This window comes from Pseudomonas sp. 2848 (genome assembly GCF_003253945.1).
GTDB lineage: Bacteria > Pseudomonadota > Gammaproteobacteria > Pseudomonadales > Pseudomonadaceae > Aquipseudomonas.
Map to the genome: position 1 here is coordinate 202,616 of NZ_QKZD01000003.1, position 15,034 is coordinate 217,649.

Here is a 15,034-nt window from a genome sequence, read left to right on the forward strand (position 1 = left end):
GATTCCTCAGGCGTCGTCGTTGGCTTTGAGCAGGCGGTCGTAGGCGTCCTGGTCGAGCAGGGCGTGCACTTTGCTCATGTCGGCAGGCACAAAGCGGAAGAACCAGCCTTCGCCCAGCGGGTCTTCGTTGACCAGTTCGGGGCTGTCGTTGAGATCTTCGTTGACCGCGACCACTTCACCGGTCAGTGGCATGTACACGCCGCTGGCGGCCTTTACCGACTCCACGGTGGAGGCTTCGGCGCCCTTGTCGTACTGCTGCAGCTCCGGCAGTTGCACATAGACCACATCACCCAAGGCGTTCTGGGCATAGGCGGTGATGCCCACGGTGACGCTGCCATCGGCTTCGACGCGCAGCCATTCGTGATCTTCGGTGAAACGCAACTCGCTCATGGGAATTCCTCGGGAAGCAGGGGCGTTGGGCGCGGTAGGCTCCGCGCTCTTAAGGTTGGAATTCCCTTAGCAATAATGCGGCCAGTCTTAAAAAGACTTATAAATCAAATAGTTAGTTTATGAATGCAATCGATTTGTCATTTTTGTGGAATGAAATCGATACAGGAGGCGGGTGATTCAAAAGCATTGTGGGATCAAACCCTTGTGCACAGGCACCCAGATGGATGTGTAGCGAATTCGGTACGATGTAATGATTTCAATACGGCCTGCTTCCGGGGCAAGACTGGTCCGGCGAAGCGGCATCAGGCCTTGTTTGGAATACCGTACTTGCGCAAGCGCTGGGCTATCGCGGTATGCGAGGTTTGCAAGCGCCCCGCCAACTGCCGCGTCGAGGGATAGCTGGCATACAGGCGTTGCAGCAACTCCCGCTCGAAATCCCCCACTGCCTGTTCCAGGCTCGCTACCTCGCCATCCTGCCCCCGCGCGACCGAGGTGCCGGCGATGTCCAGATCGCCGATATCCACCACATTGCTTTCACAGATGGCCGCGGCGCGGAAGATCACGTTCTGCAACTGGCGCACGTTGCCCGGCCAGGGGTTGCCCAGCAGCGCCGGATGGGTGGCGGGCGCCAGGCGGCAGGGCGGGCGCTGGATCTGGGTGCAGGCCTGCTGCATGAAGTATTGCGCCAGGGACAGGATGTCCTGGCCGCGATCACGCAGTGGCGGCACCTGCAGGTTGAGCACGTTGAGGCGGTAGAACAGGTCTTCACGGAAGGTGCCCTCGGCGACCATGCGCTCGAGGTCGCGGTGGGTGGCGCTGATGATGCGCACATCCACCTTCACCTCGCGGTCGCCGCCGACGCGGCGGAAGCTGCCGTCGCTGAGGAAGCGCAGCAGTTTGGCCTGCAGGTACGGCGACATCTCGCCGATCTCGTCGAGGAACACCGTGCCCTGGTTGGCCAGCTCCATCAGCCCGGGCTTGCCGCCGCGCTGCGCGCCGGTGAAGGCGCCCGGGGCGTAGCCGAACAGCTCGCTCTCGGCCAGGCTCTCGGGCAGTGCCGCGCAGTTGAGGGCGAGGAACGGCGCGGCATGGCGGCTGCTGATGGCGTGGCAGGCGCGGGCCACCAGCTCTTTGCCGGTGCCGGTTTCGCCATGCACCAGCAGCGGCGCGTCGAGGGCCGCCACACGCAGGGCGCGGGCCTTGAGGGTGCGAATCGCCGGGGAATCGCCGAGCATGGCGTCGAAGCCTTCGGCGTGGTCGTGGTGCAGGGCCGACAGGCGCTCGCCCATGCGGTTCGGTGGGTACAGCGTCAGCAGGCCGCCGGCATGGGTGATCGGCGTGGCGTCGAGCAGCAGGCTCTGGCCGTTCAACTGCATTTCGCGCATGGGCAGGTGGAAATTGTTGTCCAGCAGGGCCTGCAGCAGGTCGGGGTCGCCGAACAGCTCGCCCACCGAACGCCCGGCGGACTCACGCCCGCACAGGGCGATCAGCGCCGGGTTGGCCAGCAGCACCTTGCCCGCGCTGTCCACCGCCAGCACCGGGTCGCTCATGGCGGCGAGCAGGGCGTCGAGCTGCAGGTGCCGGCGTTGGCCGGGGAGGATGTCGACCACTTCCACCGATTGCACGCCGCGTACCTCGAACAGCGCGTCGTGCAGCTCTTCGAGCACGGCGGGGCTCAGGGTCGGGGCGTCGATGTAGACGTTCGGCGGGACCATCTCCACGGCATCGAGGTTGAGGTTGCGGGCGCCGAGCAGGGCCAGGACTTCCTGGGTGATGCCGACGCGGTCGATGAAGCTGACGTGGATGCGCATGGGGAGATCGGGGCAGTGGCCAAGCGAGTGCGCCAGTATGCCTTGGGAAGGGCGCTAAACCCAATCGCGGGGCAAGCCCGCTCCCACGCCTGATGAGATGTCGTGGGAGCGGCGATGCGGCGGCCCGACTTGCCCCGCGATGGATTCTACTCCAGGTGCTTAGGCTTGATCGGATCGCCCGATTTAACATCCAGCTTGGCGCGAATGTCCTCGAACATCGCGTCGTAAAGCTTGTGCGGGGAGCCAAGGGTCTCGAATTTCTTCGGTGGGGCCAGGTAAGCCTGGGCCTTGCGCGTGGTGACGCTGAGGAAGCTGGGCAGCACCTGGTCTTTGGCCAGGAAGAACTTCTCGTCGACAGTCTTGCCTTCGATGCTGCCATGCAGACGGAACTCGATACCTCTCCCTTCCTTGGGATCCTGGGCCACTTCGTAGTTGATGTTCAGGTCGTAGCTGTGGTCATTGGTGTTCAGCGCGGTGCGTTCGATATGCACGTGACCGGGTTGGAACTGGGCCATGGCGGAATCCTCCGGAAGGTTGAAAACGGCGGGCGCCAGGCACCCGCCAACTGCATTCAACGGTAGCTGATACCGGGCTTGGCGGTGGAAACCCGCGTGCCGGCGGTGCCCTTGACGATGTCCTCGATGTTCTCCAGCGAGCTGATCACCGCCACCTTGCCGGTGTGGCGGGCGAAATCGCAGGCGGCCTGGACTTTCGGCCCCATGGAGCCTGCGGCGAAGCCCAGCCGTTCAAGCTCGTCGGGGTGCGCCTGGGCAATGGCTTTCTGCGTCGGCTTGCCCCAGTCGATGTACGCCGCATCGACGTCGGTGGCGATGATCAGCAGGTCGGCTTCCAGCTGTTCGGCCAGCAGCGCCGAGCACAGGTCCTTGTCTATCACCGCCTCGATGCCCTTGAGCTTGCGGTTTTCGTCGTACATGGTGGGAATGCCGCCGCCGCCGGCGCAGATCACGATGCTGCTTTTTTCCAGCAGCCACTTGATCGGGCGGATCTCGAAGATGCGCTTGGGTTTCGGACTGGCCACCACCCGGCGGTACTTGTCGCCGTCGGGCTTGACCACCCAGCCTTTGTCCTTGGCCAGGCGCTCGGCCTCGTCCTTGGCGTACACGGGGCCGATGAACTTGGTCGGGTCCTTGAACGCCGGGTCGTTGGCGTCCACTTCAACCTGGGTGAGCAGCGTGGCGAACGGCACCTCGAAGTCCAGCAGGTTGCCCAGTTCCTGTTCGATCATGTAGCCGATCATGCCTTCGGTCTCGGCACCGAGGACGTCCAGCGGGTAGGCTTCGTCTGGCTTGTACGACAGCCCCTGCAACGACAGCAGGCCGACCTGCGGCCCGTTGCCGTGGGCAATGACCAGTTCGTTGCCGGGATGGATCTTGGCGATCTGTTCGGTGGCGGTGCGGATATTGGCGCGCTGGTTGTCGGCGGTCATCGGTTCGCCGCGGCGCAGCAGGGCGTTGCCGCCCAATGCAACAACGATACGCATGGGGAATGTCCTTCAGAAAGACTATGGGGCGGACCCGTGGGAGCGGCGCACCGCCGCTCCCACAAAAGCCCTTGGTCGGGGGTTACAGATCAGCCAGGGTCGACACCAGGATCGCCTTGATCGTATGCATGCGGTTTTCCGCCTGCTCGAAGGCGATGCACGCCGGCGACTCGAACACGTCATCGGTCACTTCGATGCCGTTGGCCAGGTGCGGGTACTGTTCGGCGATCTGCTTGCCGACCTTGGTGTCGGAGTTGTGGAACGCCGGCAGGCAGTGCATGAACTTGGTGCGCGGGTTGCCGGTGGACTTCATCAGCTCCTTGTTCACCTGGTAGGGCAGCAGTTGCTGGATACGCTCGCCCCAGGCCTCGACCGGCTCACCCATCGATACCCAGACGTCGGTGTGGACAAAGTCGACGCCCTTGACCGCGGCTTTCGGGTCTTCAGTCAGGGTGATGCGCGCGCCGCTTTCTTCTGCGTACTTTTTGCAACGCTCGACCAGGTCGTCATGCGGCCACAGCGCCTTGGGCGCGGCGATGCGCACGTCCATGCCGAGCTTGGCGCCGATCAGCAGCAGCGAGTTGCCCATGTTGTTGCGGGCATCGCCCAGGTAGGCGTAGCTGATGTCGTGCAGCGGCTTGTCGCTGTTTTCGCGCATGGTCAGCACGTCGGCGATCATCTGGGTCGGGTGATACTCGTCGGTCAGGCCGTTGAATACCGGCACGCCGGCGAACTTGGCCAGTTCCTCGACGATCTCCTGCTTGAAGCCGCGATACTCGATGGCGTCGTACATGCGCCCGAGCACGCGGGCGGTGTCCTTCATGCTCTCCTTGTGGCCGATCTGCGAGGAGTTGGGGTCGATGTAGGTGACGTTGGCGCCCTGGTCGTAGGCGGCGACTTCGAAGGCGCAACGGGTGCGGGTCGAGGTCTTCTCGAAGATCAGGGCGATGTTGTTGCCCTTCAGGTGCTGCTGCTCGGTGCCGGTGTACTTGGCGCGCTTGAGGTCGCGGGACAGGTCCAGCAGGTAACGCAGCTCGCGGGTGGTGTGGTGTTCGAGGCTGAGCAGGTTACGGTTGTGGATGTTGAACGCCATGATGATTCTCCTTGAGTTCGGTAATCCCCCGGCCGCTGCTGGGTGAGCACGGCCGGGGTGATGGACGTTTAGTAGTCGATAGGGTCGCGCACGATCGGGCAGGTCATGCAGTGACCGCCGCCGCGCCCCCGGCCCAGCTCGCCGGCACTGATGGTGATGACTTCGACCCCGGCCTTGCGCAGCAGGGTGTTGGTGTAGGTGTTGCGGTCGTAGCCGATGACCACGCCAGGCTCCACGGCCACCACGTTGTTGCCGTCATCCCACTGTTCGCGCTCGGCGGCGAAGCTGTTGCCGCCGGTCTCGACCACGCGCAGCTTCTTGAGGTTGAGCGATTCGGCCACTACCTCGATGAACGATTTGTTCTCGCGACGCACGTCCATGCCGTAAGGCTTGCTGCTATCCGGACGGATCACGAATGGCACGATTTCCTTGACCACTTCGGGGAAGACGGTGACCAGGTCGCGGTCGCAGAAGCTGAACACGGTGTCCAGGTGCATGGCGGCGCGGGATTTCGGCAGCCCGGCGACCACCACCTTCTCTACCGCGCCCTTGGCGAACAGCGATTGCGCCAGTTGGCCGATCGCCTGGCGCGAGCTGCGCTCACCCATGCCGATCAGTACGACACCATTGCCGATCGGCATCACATCGCCACCTTCAAGGGTGGCCTTGCCATGGTCCTTGTCCGGGTCGCCGTACCAGACTTCGAAGTCGGCATTGGTGAACTCTGGGTGGAACTTGTAGATGGCGCTGGTCAGCAGCGTTTCCTGGCGTCGCGCCGGCCAGTACATCGGGTTGAGGGTGACGCCACCATAGATCCAGCAAGTGGTGTCACGCGTGAACTGGGTATTGGGCAGCGGATCGAGCAGGAAACTGGAGTGGCCGAGGTAGTCGCGGTACATCTTGATCACGCTCGCGCCTTCGCTGTCGGGCAGGTCTTCGCCTGCCACGCCGCCGATCAGATACTCGGCCAGCTTGCGTGGCTCAAGCCCTTCGAGCCAGCTGCGCACTTCGTTCTTCAGGCCGATGCCAACCGTGTCGTCGGTGATCTTGCGGTCGAGGATCCATTTCAGCGCTTCGGGGTTCTGCACGGTCTCGGTCAGCAGGTTGTGCATTTCCAGCACTTCGATGCCGCGTTCGCGCATCTTGGTGACGAAGTCGAAATGGTCACGCTTGGCCTGGTTGACCCAGATGACGTCGTCGAACAGCAGCTCGTCGCAGTTGCTCGGGGTCAGCCGTTGGTGCGCCAGGCCCGGGCTGCAGACCATCACTTTGCGCAGCTTGCCGGCTTCGGAATGTACGCCGTATTTCTGTTTCTCAGTGGACATGGTGAATCCTCCTGTAATGCGAAGACATGGGTTCAGAGCGTCAGGAAGCCGTCATACAAGCCGTAGGCAGCCACCAGGGCGCCCGCGACCACGGCGGCGAAGATCAGTTTTTCCACGCTGGTGAAGATTGGCTGGCCGACCTCGCGCTTGGCCTTGGCGAACAGGATCGCGCCAGGGGCATAGAGCAGCGCCGAGAGCAGCAGGTACTTGACGCCACCGGCGTACAGCAGCCAGATCGCGTAGAGCAGGGCGATGCCGCCGATGATCAGGTCTTTCTTGCGTTCGGCCAGGGCCTGTTCGTAGGTTTCGTTGCGCCAGGCGAGCAGGAAGGCATAGGCCGCCGACCACAGGTAAGGCACCAGGATCATCGAGGTGGCGAGGTAGATCAGCGACAGGTAGGTGCTGTTGGAGAACAGGGTGATGACCAGGAAGATCTGCACCATGGCGTTGGTCAGCCACAGGGCGTTGGCCGGTACATGGTTGGCGTTCTCGCGGCGCAGGAACTCCGGCATGGTGTGGTCCTTGGCGGCGGCGAACATGATCTCGGCGCACAGCAGCACCCACGACAGCAGGGCGCCGAGCAGCGAGATGATCAGGCCGACGCTGATCAGCACCGCGCCCCAGTGGCCCACCACATGTTCAAGCACGGCGGCCATCGACGGGTTCTGCAGCTTGGCCAGCTCGGGTTGGGTCATCACGCCCAGCGACAGCACGTTGACCAGCACCAGGAACAGCAGCACGGTGACGAAGCCGATGACCGTGGCCTTGCCGACGTCGGAGCGTTTTTCCGCACGGGACGAGAAGATGCTCGCGCCCTCGATGCCGATGAACACCCACACCGTGACCAGCATCATATTGCGCACCTGGTTCATCACGCTGCCCAGCTCCGGTGTGCCCACGGCCCAGATATCCGCGGTGAACACATCGAGCTTGAAGGCGAACAGGCAGATCAGGGCGAACAGGGCCAGCGGCACGACCTTGGCCACGGTGGTGACCAGGTTGATGAACGCGGCTTCCTTGATGCCGCGCAGCACCAGGAAGTGCACGGCCCACAGCAGGACCGAGGCGCCGATCACTGCCGCCGGGGTGTTGCCCTCGCCGAAGATTGGGAAGAAGTACCCCAGGGTGCTGAACAGCAGCACGAAGTAGCCGACGTTGCCCAGCCAGGCGCTGATCCAGTAGCCCCAGGCCGAGGAAAAGCCCATGTAGTCGCCGAAACCGGCCTTGGCGTAGGCGTACACACCGCCGTCGAGGTCGGGTTTGCGGTTGGCCAGGGTCTGGAACACGAAGGCGAGGGTGAGCATGCCCACTGCGGTGATGGCCCAGCCGATCAGCACGGCGCCGACACCGGCGCTGGCGGCCATGTTTTGCGGTAACGAGAAGATCCCGCCACCGATCATCGAGCCCACTACTAGTGCAACAAGCGCACCCAGTTTTAGTTTTCCGGGAGAATCAGACATTTATCGACTCCGTACCAGGAGAAAGTTGACCTCAGAATAAATCTGACGCCTGGATCATTCGCTGACTTAGATCAGTTCATGCCAGCATGAAGGTAAGAAAATTCCCTCATGCGCCTCCTGGAGGATGCCGACAGCTTCGTTGCAGGCCTTGTACGCTGGCACCTCCATGTCCTTCTGGAGCAAACGCCCCGTTCTGCCTGCGAACCATGAAGTTAGTCTCTTTTGGGGGTTTCGCAAATTTTTCACAGTAAATAGCGACGCATTTAGGTGAGGGTTGAGATAGTTCGCAACTGCCACTTTTTATCGGTCGCGGGCTATAGACAGTCCGGTTATGAGTGCTATAGCTTTAATGGCTCGATTCAATAAGAAACTTGTAACATTCATGTTGCCAAATACGTTTACGCGCACGCGCGCACGAGGAGCCCCATGAGCGAACCGGGACAGAAGCTGCGCCTTGGCGCCCTGATCGCACTGGTGGTCGGTTCGATGATCGGCGGGGGGATCTTTTCGTTGCCGCAGAACATGGCGGCGCGCGCCGATGTCGGGGCGGTGCTGATCGGCTGGGGCATCACCGCAGTGGGCATGCTGGCGCTGGCCTTCGTGTTCCAGACCCTGGCCAACCGCAAGCCGGAGCTGGACTCGGGGGTGTATGCCTACGCCAAGGCTGGTTTCGGCGACTACATGGGCTTTTCCTCGGCCTGGGGCTACTGGATCAGTGCCTGGCTGGGCAATGTCGGCTACTTCGTGCTGCTGTTCAGTACCCTTGGCTTCTACTTCCCGGTGTTCGGCCAGGGCAACACGCCTGTGGCCATCGGCTGCGCCTCGTTGCTGCTGTGGGCGGTGCACTTCCTGGTGCTGCGCGGCATCAAGGAGGCGGCGTTCATCAACCAGGTGACCACCGTGGCCAAGGTGGTGCCGTTGCTGATGTTCATCGTCATCGCCGCGTTCGCCTTTCGCGCCGATATCTTCACCCGCGACATCTGGGGGCTGAGCAATCCGCAGTTCGGCAGCGTGCTGGAGCAGGTACGCAACATGATGCTGGTCACAGTGTTCGTGTTCATCGGCATCGAGGGGGCGAGCGTCTATTCGGGGCGAGCGCTGCGCCGTTCGGACGTGGGCAAGGCCACGGTGATTGGCTTTCTCGGTGTGCTGGCGCTGCTGGTACTGGTCAACGTGTTGTCGTTGGGGGTGATGACCCAGCCGGAGCTGGCCGGCTTGCAGAACCCCTCTTTGGCCTCGGTGCTGGAGCATATCGTCGGGCCCTGGGGCGCCTTGCTGATCAGCATCGGCCTGGCGGTGTCGCTGATCGGGGCGTTGCTGTCGTGGGCGCTGCTGTGTGCCGAGATCCTCTTCGCCACCGCCCGCGACAAGACCATGCCGCGGTTCCTGGCGCGGGAAAACGCCAACCATGTGCCGGCCAACGCACTGTGGCTGACCAATGTGATGATCCAGGGCTTCCTGCTGATCACCCTGTTCTCGGCCGGGACCTACACCAGCCTGATCTACCTGGCGTCGTCGATGATCCTGGTGCCTTACTTCTGGTCGGCAGCCTATGCGGTGTTGCTGACCGTGCGTGGCGAGAGCTACCAGGGGCAGGCGGGGCTGCGGCGCAAGGACATGCTGGTCGCAGTGATCGCGCTGTTGTATGCGGTGTGGTTGCTGTATGCCGGTGGGCTCAAGTACATCCTGCTGTCGGCGTTGCTCTACGCGCCGGGGGTGGTCCTGTTCGCCCGGGCCAAGCGTGAGCAGGGGCAGGTGCTGTTCACCGCATGGGAGAAGCTGATCTTCGCGGCGGTGCTGGTGGGCGCCGGGTTGGCGGCGTATGCGCTGTATTCGGGGTTGCTTAGCCTCTGACGGCTCATGGCGGGCGCGAGTGAATCAATTTTGCAGTTCGACGCTGCCTTGAGGGATAGGCCGTTCCGGGCGCGACCAGATCCACAGGTTGCCCAGTGCCATGCCGCCGATGGCAAGGAACACGGGCCAGTGGTGCTCGAGGACGATCAGCATGAGGCTCGCGCACAGCAACATGCTGAGGGTGGCGCTGACCTTGGCGCGGCGCTGGATCACCTTGCCGTTGCGCCAGTTGAAAAGGATCGGGCCGAACAGCCGGTGGTTCTCCAGCCAGGCGGACAGGCGCGGCGAGCTGCGGGTGGCGGCCCAGGCGGCGAGGAGGACGAACTCGGTGGTGGGCAGCCCGGGAATGACGATGGCCACCAGGCCAATCCCCAGGCTGACGTAGGCCAGGATCGCGTAGAGCAGGCGGGATGCTTTGGAGCGGGCGATTCGGGTCATGGTCTCACTGCAACGGTGCGGCCGCCCGCAGGCGGCCGGGTAAAGCGTGTCAGGCCAGCGCCGCGTCGGCGGCATAGGCATGCTTGAGCAGCTCGGTGAAGCGTTCGAAGGCGGCGACCGCGCCACGTTCGGCGGCGGCGTCTTCCTCGGGCGACAGGTCCAGGCTGTCGAGAATGCGGGTGAACTGTTTCCAGCCTTCGGCGCGACCACCCGCCGGTTCGCCCAGGTGACGGGCGCCGAAGGTTTCGGACAGTTCCAGGGCCACGGCGCGCTTGATCAGGAACGCGGCGCCCAGTTTGGAGCCTTCGGAGACGAAGATCCAGCCCAGGGCTTCGCCCAGGCTTGGCTTGCCCAGGGCGCCGGCGAAGGGCGCGGGCACTTCGGTGTCGAGGTCGGCCAGGTCCAGGCGGGCCTGCTCGGCGCGGCAGCGCTCGGCCAGATCCGGCACGATGGCGATCAGTTGCGGGTCGGTGTACAGCGCCTGCAGCTCGGACTGGAACAGGTACTGGGCGACCACGAAGCGGGCGAAGCTCTCGCGGCTGTCGAACGGCTTGTGCGACTTGACCAGGGCGTCCAGCTCGGTGTGCGGGGCGTGGGTGACCTGGTTCAGGCGCTGGGAGCGCAGGTTGGCGCGTTCGGTGGAAGGGGCGGTCATGGGGGCATCCTTGGAAAATGGGGCGTCTAGTGACTAGACGAAACAGAAGACGCGGAACAGTAAAAAAACCTCACCTGCGAAGTGAAATCATTCGCACAGGGCTCGACACAGTGCCGGGCAAGCCCGTTCCCACAGACGACCTGGGGGAATGGGCTTGCCCGGCGATGGCGATCTCGCTCCGTCAGATGTCCCACACCAGGTTGATGGCGAAGTTGCGGCCCGGCATGGTCAGGCGGTCGAGATTGGCCGGCTGGGTCACTCCCGCTTCGCCAAGCGCGTCGTAGCCACGTACGTCATCCCACTGCCAGTACTTCTTGTCGGTCAGGTTGTAGAGGCCTGCGTTGACGGTGATGTCGTCCGTCACCTTGTAGTAGCCGGTCAGGTCCAGCACGCCGTAACCAGGGGTGCGGAACTGCTTGCTGGCGCCATCGGGGGCGAAGAAGGTGGAGTCGTCGACGCGGTCCTTGCGCTTGACCAGGGTCCAGCTCAGCAGGCCACCATAGTTCTGTTGCTCGTAGCCCAGGCCGAGGACTGCGGTCAGTGGGTTGACGCTGTTCAGTGGCTGACCGTTGTCGTCGTTGCGACCGCGGGCATAGGCCAGCGAGCCTTGGGTGTACAGGCCCTGGGCAGCGCCGAAATGGTCGAGGTTCAGGCGACCCTTGAACTCCGCGCCCTTGATGGTGGCGTGCTTGATGTTGTTGGCCTGAAAGGTCGAACCCAGATTGGCCGACTGCACGGCGTCTTCGTTGATGAAGTCGCGGTACTTGTTGTAGAACACGGCGACATCGAAGTCGCCGGCCTCGAAGTTGCCGCGCAGGCCGGTTTCGTAGCTCTTGCTCTTCTCTGGCTCGAGGTCCGGGTTGGGTTGGACGCTGTAGCCCAGGGTCGGGTTGTCGAAGCGGCCGAACATGGCCTTGGCGGTCGGGGTTCGGAAGCCCTCGGCGTACTGACCGTACCAGGTGTAGTGGTCGTTGAAGGCATAGGTCACGCCGAACTTCGGCGATACGCGGTGCCACTTCTTGTCAGCGTCGTCGATGGCCCCCGGCGCCGCACCGTTGCCCTGGACCCCGCGCAGGAACTCGCTGGTCATCTTCGGTTCCATGCGGGTGTAGTCGTACCGCGCGCCCGGCAGGAAGGTCCAGTTGTTCCAGCGGATTTCGTCCTGGGCGAACAGGCTGTAGGTGTTGACCGTCGGATCGGGGAAGTCGCTGACCCTTACCTGGCCGTCGCCGGGGCTGTTCTGGCCGATCGCCGTACAACTGCCGCCGACGTTGAGGCAGGTGCCGGTACCGCTGCGTGAACCGGTGATCTTTTCATGCTTGAGCGTCGTGCCGTAGGTCAGCAGGTGGTCGGTGGCACCGAGGCTGAAAGCCTTGTCCATCTGGGCGTCGAATACCCACTGGCGGTCCTTGTAGGTGGTCTGGCGATCACGGAACACCTGGCGACCACTGGCGAAATACAGCTCGTCGGTGCGTTGGTCGGTCTTGGCGATCTGGTAGTTCAGGCTCCATTTCACGTGGTCGGCGGCCAGGCTTTCGAGGCCGAACTCATGGTTGATGCCAAAGCGCTCGCGGGTAACGGTGTCGTCGCCCTGGCGCATCCGATACATGTTCGAGGCACCGCGGCCCGGAATGAAGGGGCCTCCGACGGCGCTGAGGATGTTCTGGTCGCGGTCGTCCTTGTAGTGCTCGTAGGTGAAGCCGAAGCGGGCATCGTCGGCGTAGTTCCAGCCAAGCTTGGCCAGGACGTTGGTGGTGCGCACGTCCTCCGGGTTGGCCTTGCTGCGGTTCAGGCCGGTGCCGCCGTGTTCGCCATACGATTCGGTTTCATGGCCGTTGCGTTGGCTCAGGTGCAGCAGGCCATCGAAGTCGCCCTGGCGACCGGCTACGGTGGCCGAGGTCAGCCAGCTTTCGTCAGCAGAGCTGTAGCCGGTCTTCAGACGCGCGCCGACATCCTTGCCCGGCTTGATGATGTCCTCGGGGTCGAGGGTGTAGTAACTCACCGCGCCGCCGATGGCGTTGCTGCCGTACAGCACCGAGGCCGGGCCGCGAAGGATCTCGACGCGCTTGACGATTTCCGGGTCGACATAGTTGCGTTGGGTCTGGGCGTAGGGGCCATAGAAGAAACTGTCGGGGATCGACACGCCGTCGACCTGAGTCAGGATACGTTCACCGTCGATGCCGCGGATGTTGTAGCCATTCAGGCCGCTGCGCTGGCCGACGCCACCAACGGAAACACCCGGCTCATAGCGCACAAGTTCCTTGATGTCGTTGACGTTCTGCCGGTCCAGTTGCTCGCGGGTCTGCACGCTGACGGTGCTCGGCACCTGGCTGACGTCCTGGGCGCTGCGGGTGGCGCTGACGGTCACCTGCTGCAGGGCTATGGCGTTGCCAGCGGCCTGGCGTTCGAGCACCACGTTGCCGTTGCCGATCTTGCGGTAGCCCAGGCCGGTGCCGCGCAGCAGGCGCTGCAGCGCTGCCTCCGGTGCCAGCGAGCCCTGTACGCCCGGCGAGGCCACGCCGTCGGCCAGCTCGGCGCTGAAGCCGACCTGCCAGCCGGTGACCTGGCTGAAGGCATTGATGGCCTCGACCAGCGGTTGCTGGGCGATGGCGAAGCGGTAGTCGCCCATGCGCGGGCTGCTCGCCTGGGCCGGCTCCACGGCCAGCGCAGGCAGGCTGCAGGCGCCGCTGGCGAGCAGGGCCAAGGTCAACAGGGACAATTGCCCGCGGCGGCGGGAAGAAGAGGACGGGCGGGTTTGACCTGTGGGCATCGAAAGCGCTCCCTGTCGCGCGTGAGTCATAGACAGTGTTTGTTCTCGTTTTCGAACGAGAATCAATCGTATTGGCTATAACGAGACGGGCGAGGCAGGGGGATCGCGTAAAAAAAATTACAAGGTCAGTTGAGGATTACCACGGCTGGGTATTCATGCAGTTGCGCCGAGGTGATGTGGGCCAGGGCGCGCAGCGTTTCCAGCGGCTGGTCGAGGCGGTAGTTGCCGGTGACCGCGACCTGCTCCAGGTGCGCGTTGCGGTTGATGATCCATCCCGGGTAGTAACGGCGGACCTCGGCGAGCACCTGGCTCAGCGGGCAGTTCTCGAACACCAGGCGGCCTTCGATCCAGGCCAGGTCCTTGCTCATGTCGGGGCGCTGGCGCTGACCGAAGCCCGTGGGGCCGACGCTGATGCTGTCACCGGCACTCAGGCGGATGCGCTGGTCGCTCGCGGCCTGCAGGTCGACGTCGCCGCGCTGCACCCGCACCTGGGCTTCGCCATCGAGGTAGCGCACGGCGAAATCGGTGTCGCGCACGCTGGCGCGCAGTGGGCCGGCCTGGACTTCAAGCGGCGGCTGGCTGGCGTTGGACACCTGGAAATACGCCTCGCCCTGCAACAGGCGGGCAACCTTGCGGCCATCGCGTTCGTCGCTGGCGAAGGCCGAATTGGTGTTGAGCAGCACCTTGGCGCCGTGGTCCAGCTCCAGGCGCTGGCGCTCGCCGACCACGGTCAGGTGGTCGGCCTGCAGGCGCACCGGCAGGTTGCCGAAAGTGAACAGCCCGACCAGCAGCACCGCGGCGGTAGCCAGCGGTTTCCAGTGGCTGCGCAGGCGCCCGGCAAGCGAGCGCTTGCGCCTGTGCTGCAACTGGCCGGCGGCCTGGCGCAGCGAGGCGCCGTTCCACAGCGCTTCGGCCTCGACATAGGCCTCGGCGTTTTCCGGCTCGGCGCCCAGCCAGTGCTCGAACGCGCGGGTGTCGTCTTCGCTGGCGCATTGCAGGCGGATCAACCAGTCCAGCGCCTCTTCGCGGGCACGGGCGCGGGCATCAGGCTCGGCGGGTGACGGGCGAGGGGTGGGGTGGTCGGTCACGGGGTATCCTTGCATCGGGCATTTTTTGCGCATGATCAGTGCAGACCTTGCCCATGGCAAGGGCTTTGCGCTGACCCGCGGCGAGCGGTCGCGTCACTGGTGACGATCGGCTACGCCCATGCAGATGGCCATGATCAGTTTCAGCTCCTTCTGCACGGTGCTGGCCGAGACGCTCAACTGCTCGGCGATTTCCAGGTAGCTGGCGCCGTGCAGGCGGCTGAGGATGAAGATGCGTTGCTGGCGTTCGCTCAACTGGCCGAGGCTGACGCTCAGGTGCTTGAGCAGTTGCTCGGCGTGGGCGGCGTCCTCGCTGCTCGCGGCAGGCGCCGCGACGTTATGCAGGACTTGCTCGGGCACGTCGTCCACCAGCGTGCGCGCCTGCACCCGGCGCGTGCGCAGGTGGTCCAGGGCAAGGTTGCGGGCGGTCTGGAACACGAAAGGTTCCAGGTGCTCGATCGGGCGCTCGCCCAGGGCGCGGGTGACCCGCAGGTAGGTTTCCTGCAGCAGGTCCTCGGCGGTGCTGGGGTTGCCCACCATGCGCTGCAGCGTGCGCAGCAGAGTGAGACGCTGAGTGAGGAACACTGAGTTGAACCGGGACTGACTCACGGGGGAACCTGGGCGCTTTGGGGTTAATGATAATGCGTATCAT

General features: G+C 63.9%; 13 protein-coding genes. 1 reads left to right on the top strand and 12 read right to left on the bottom strand.

What is annotated here, in order from left to right:
• Nucleotides 1-6 precede the first annotated feature (6 nt).
• From gcvH to arcD (DFS21_RS08135), 7 genes are all read right to left on the bottom strand, one after another.
• Complete coding sequence (gcvH, locus tag DFS21_RS08105) at nucleotides 7-390, bottom strand: glycine cleavage system protein GcvH (RefSeq protein WP_110699868.1); 384 nt, start codon at nucleotides 388-390, stop codon at nucleotides 7-9.
• A 302-nt stretch (nucleotides 391-692) separates the two neighbouring features.
• Nucleotides 693-2,201, bottom strand: coding sequence for a sigma-54-dependent transcriptional regulator (locus DFS21_RS08110; RefSeq protein WP_094011695.1), 1,509 nt, complete (start codon nucleotides 2,199-2,201; stop codon nucleotides 693-695).
• Nucleotides 2,202-2,347: 146 nt separating this feature from the next.
• Nucleotides 2,348-2,716, bottom strand: a complete 369-nt coding sequence (locus tag DFS21_RS08115) for a DUF5064 family protein (protein WP_111532109.1) — start codon at nucleotides 2,714-2,716, stop codon at nucleotides 2,348-2,350.
• Nucleotides 2,717-2,772: 56 nt separating this feature from the next.
• Complete coding sequence (arcC, locus tag DFS21_RS08120) at nucleotides 2,773-3,702, bottom strand: carbamate kinase (protein WP_111532110.1); 930 nt, start codon at nucleotides 3,700-3,702, stop codon at nucleotides 2,773-2,775.
• Between the two features lie 82 nt (nucleotides 3,703-3,784).
• On the bottom strand, nucleotides 3,785-4,795 hold the full coding sequence (locus tag DFS21_RS08125; RefSeq protein ID WP_046854307.1) for an ornithine carbamoyltransferase: 1,011 nt from the start codon (nucleotides 4,793-4,795) through the stop codon (nucleotides 3,785-3,787).
• Between the two features lie 68 nt (nucleotides 4,796-4,863).
• Nucleotides 4,864-6,120 (bottom strand): arginine deiminase, encoded by a 1,257-nt coding sequence (gene arcA, locus DFS21_RS08130; protein ID WP_110699862.1) that lies wholly within the window; start codon nucleotides 6,118-6,120, stop codon nucleotides 4,864-4,866.
• 32 nt (nucleotides 6,121-6,152) lie between these two features.
• Nucleotides 6,153-7,580 (bottom strand): arginine-ornithine antiporter, encoded by a 1,428-nt coding sequence (arcD, locus tag DFS21_RS08135; protein ID WP_102682957.1) that lies wholly within the window; start codon nucleotides 7,578-7,580, stop codon nucleotides 6,153-6,155.
• A gap of 426 nt (nucleotides 7,581-8,006) precedes the next feature.
• Here arcD (DFS21_RS08135) and arcD (DFS21_RS08140) point away from each other — a divergent pair, with 426 nt between their 5' ends.
• Nucleotides 8,007-9,434 carry an arginine-ornithine antiporter gene (gene arcD / locus DFS21_RS08140; protein ID WP_111532111.1) on the top strand — a complete coding sequence of 476 codons (1,428 nt, stop codon included), beginning with the start codon at nucleotides 8,007-8,009 and terminating at the stop codon, nucleotides 9,432-9,434.
• Between the two features lie 24 nt (nucleotides 9,435-9,458).
• Here the strand turns inward: arcD (DFS21_RS08140) and DFS21_RS08145 are convergent, their stop codons facing one another.
• From DFS21_RS08145 to DFS21_RS08165, 5 genes are all read right to left on the bottom strand, one after another.
• Complete coding sequence (locus tag DFS21_RS08145) at nucleotides 9,459-9,872, bottom strand: YbaN family protein (RefSeq protein WP_110700083.1); 414 nt, start codon at nucleotides 9,870-9,872, stop codon at nucleotides 9,459-9,461.
• Between the two features lie 49 nt (nucleotides 9,873-9,921).
• A complete protein-coding gene (locus tag DFS21_RS08150) occupies nucleotides 9,922-10,527 on the bottom strand; it encodes a biliverdin-producing heme oxygenase (protein ID WP_038706745.1) in 606 nt (201 codons plus the stop codon).
• Between the two features lie 181 nt (nucleotides 10,528-10,708).
• Complete coding sequence (locus DFS21_RS08155; RefSeq protein ID WP_110699858.1) at nucleotides 10,709-13,297, bottom strand: TonB-dependent receptor; 2,589 nt, start codon at nucleotides 13,295-13,297, stop codon at nucleotides 10,709-10,711.
• 125 nt (nucleotides 13,298-13,422) lie between these two features.
• The gene (locus DFS21_RS08160; RefSeq protein ID WP_110699855.1) at nucleotides 13,423-14,385 is read right to left on the bottom strand and encodes a FecR domain-containing protein; all 963 of its coding nucleotides are present in this window, start codon (nucleotides 14,383-14,385) and stop codon (nucleotides 13,423-13,425) included.
• A 93-nt stretch (nucleotides 14,386-14,478) separates the two neighbouring features.
• Entirely contained in the window at nucleotides 14,479-14,991 is a 513-nt protein-coding gene (locus DFS21_RS08165) for an RNA polymerase sigma factor (protein ID WP_023632569.1), read from the bottom strand.
• Nucleotides 14,992-15,034: the final 43 nt, after the last annotated feature.

What these genes read in the sequence shown, in the direction of transcription:
- arcD (WP_102682957.1), bottom strand. Translation starts at nt 7,580, where the DNA reads ATGTCTGATTCTCCCGGAAAACTAAAACTGGGTGCGCTTGTTGCACTA.
- DFS21_RS08155 (WP_110699858.1), bottom strand. Translation starts at nt 13,297, where the DNA reads ATGCCCACAGGTCAAACCCGCCCGTCCTCTTCTTCCCGCCGCCGCGGG.
- arcD (WP_111532111.1), top strand. Translation starts at nt 8,007, where the DNA reads ATGAGCGAACCGGGACAGAAGCTGCGCCTTGGCGCCCTGATCGCACTG.
- DFS21_RS08145 (WP_110700083.1), bottom strand. Translation starts at nt 9,872, where the DNA reads ATGACCCGAATCGCCCGCTCCAAAGCATCCCGCCTGCTCTACGCGATC.
- gcvH (WP_110699868.1), bottom strand. Translation starts at nt 390, where the DNA reads ATGAGCGAGTTGCGTTTCACCGAAGATCACGAATGGCTGCGCGTCGAA.
- DFS21_RS08115 (WP_111532109.1), bottom strand. Translation starts at nt 2,716, where the DNA reads ATGGCCCAGTTCCAACCCGGTCACGTGCATATCGAACGCACCGCGCTG.
- DFS21_RS08150 (WP_038706745.1), bottom strand. Translation starts at nt 10,527, where the DNA reads ATGACCGCCCCTTCCACCGAACGCGCCAACCTGCGCTCCCAGCGCCTG.
- arcC (WP_111532110.1), bottom strand. Translation starts at nt 3,702, where the DNA reads ATGCGTATCGTTGTTGCATTGGGCGGCAACGCCCTGCTGCGCCGCGGC.
- arcA (WP_110699862.1), bottom strand. Translation starts at nt 6,120, where the DNA reads ATGTCCACTGAGAAACAGAAATACGGCGTACATTCCGAAGCCGGCAAG.
- DFS21_RS08110 (WP_094011695.1), bottom strand. Translation starts at nt 2,201, where the DNA reads ATGCGCATCCACGTCAGCTTCATCGACCGCGTCGGCATCACCCAGGAA.
- DFS21_RS08125 (WP_046854307.1), bottom strand. Translation starts at nt 4,795, where the DNA reads ATGGCGTTCAACATCCACAACCGTAACCTGCTCAGCCTCGAACACCAC.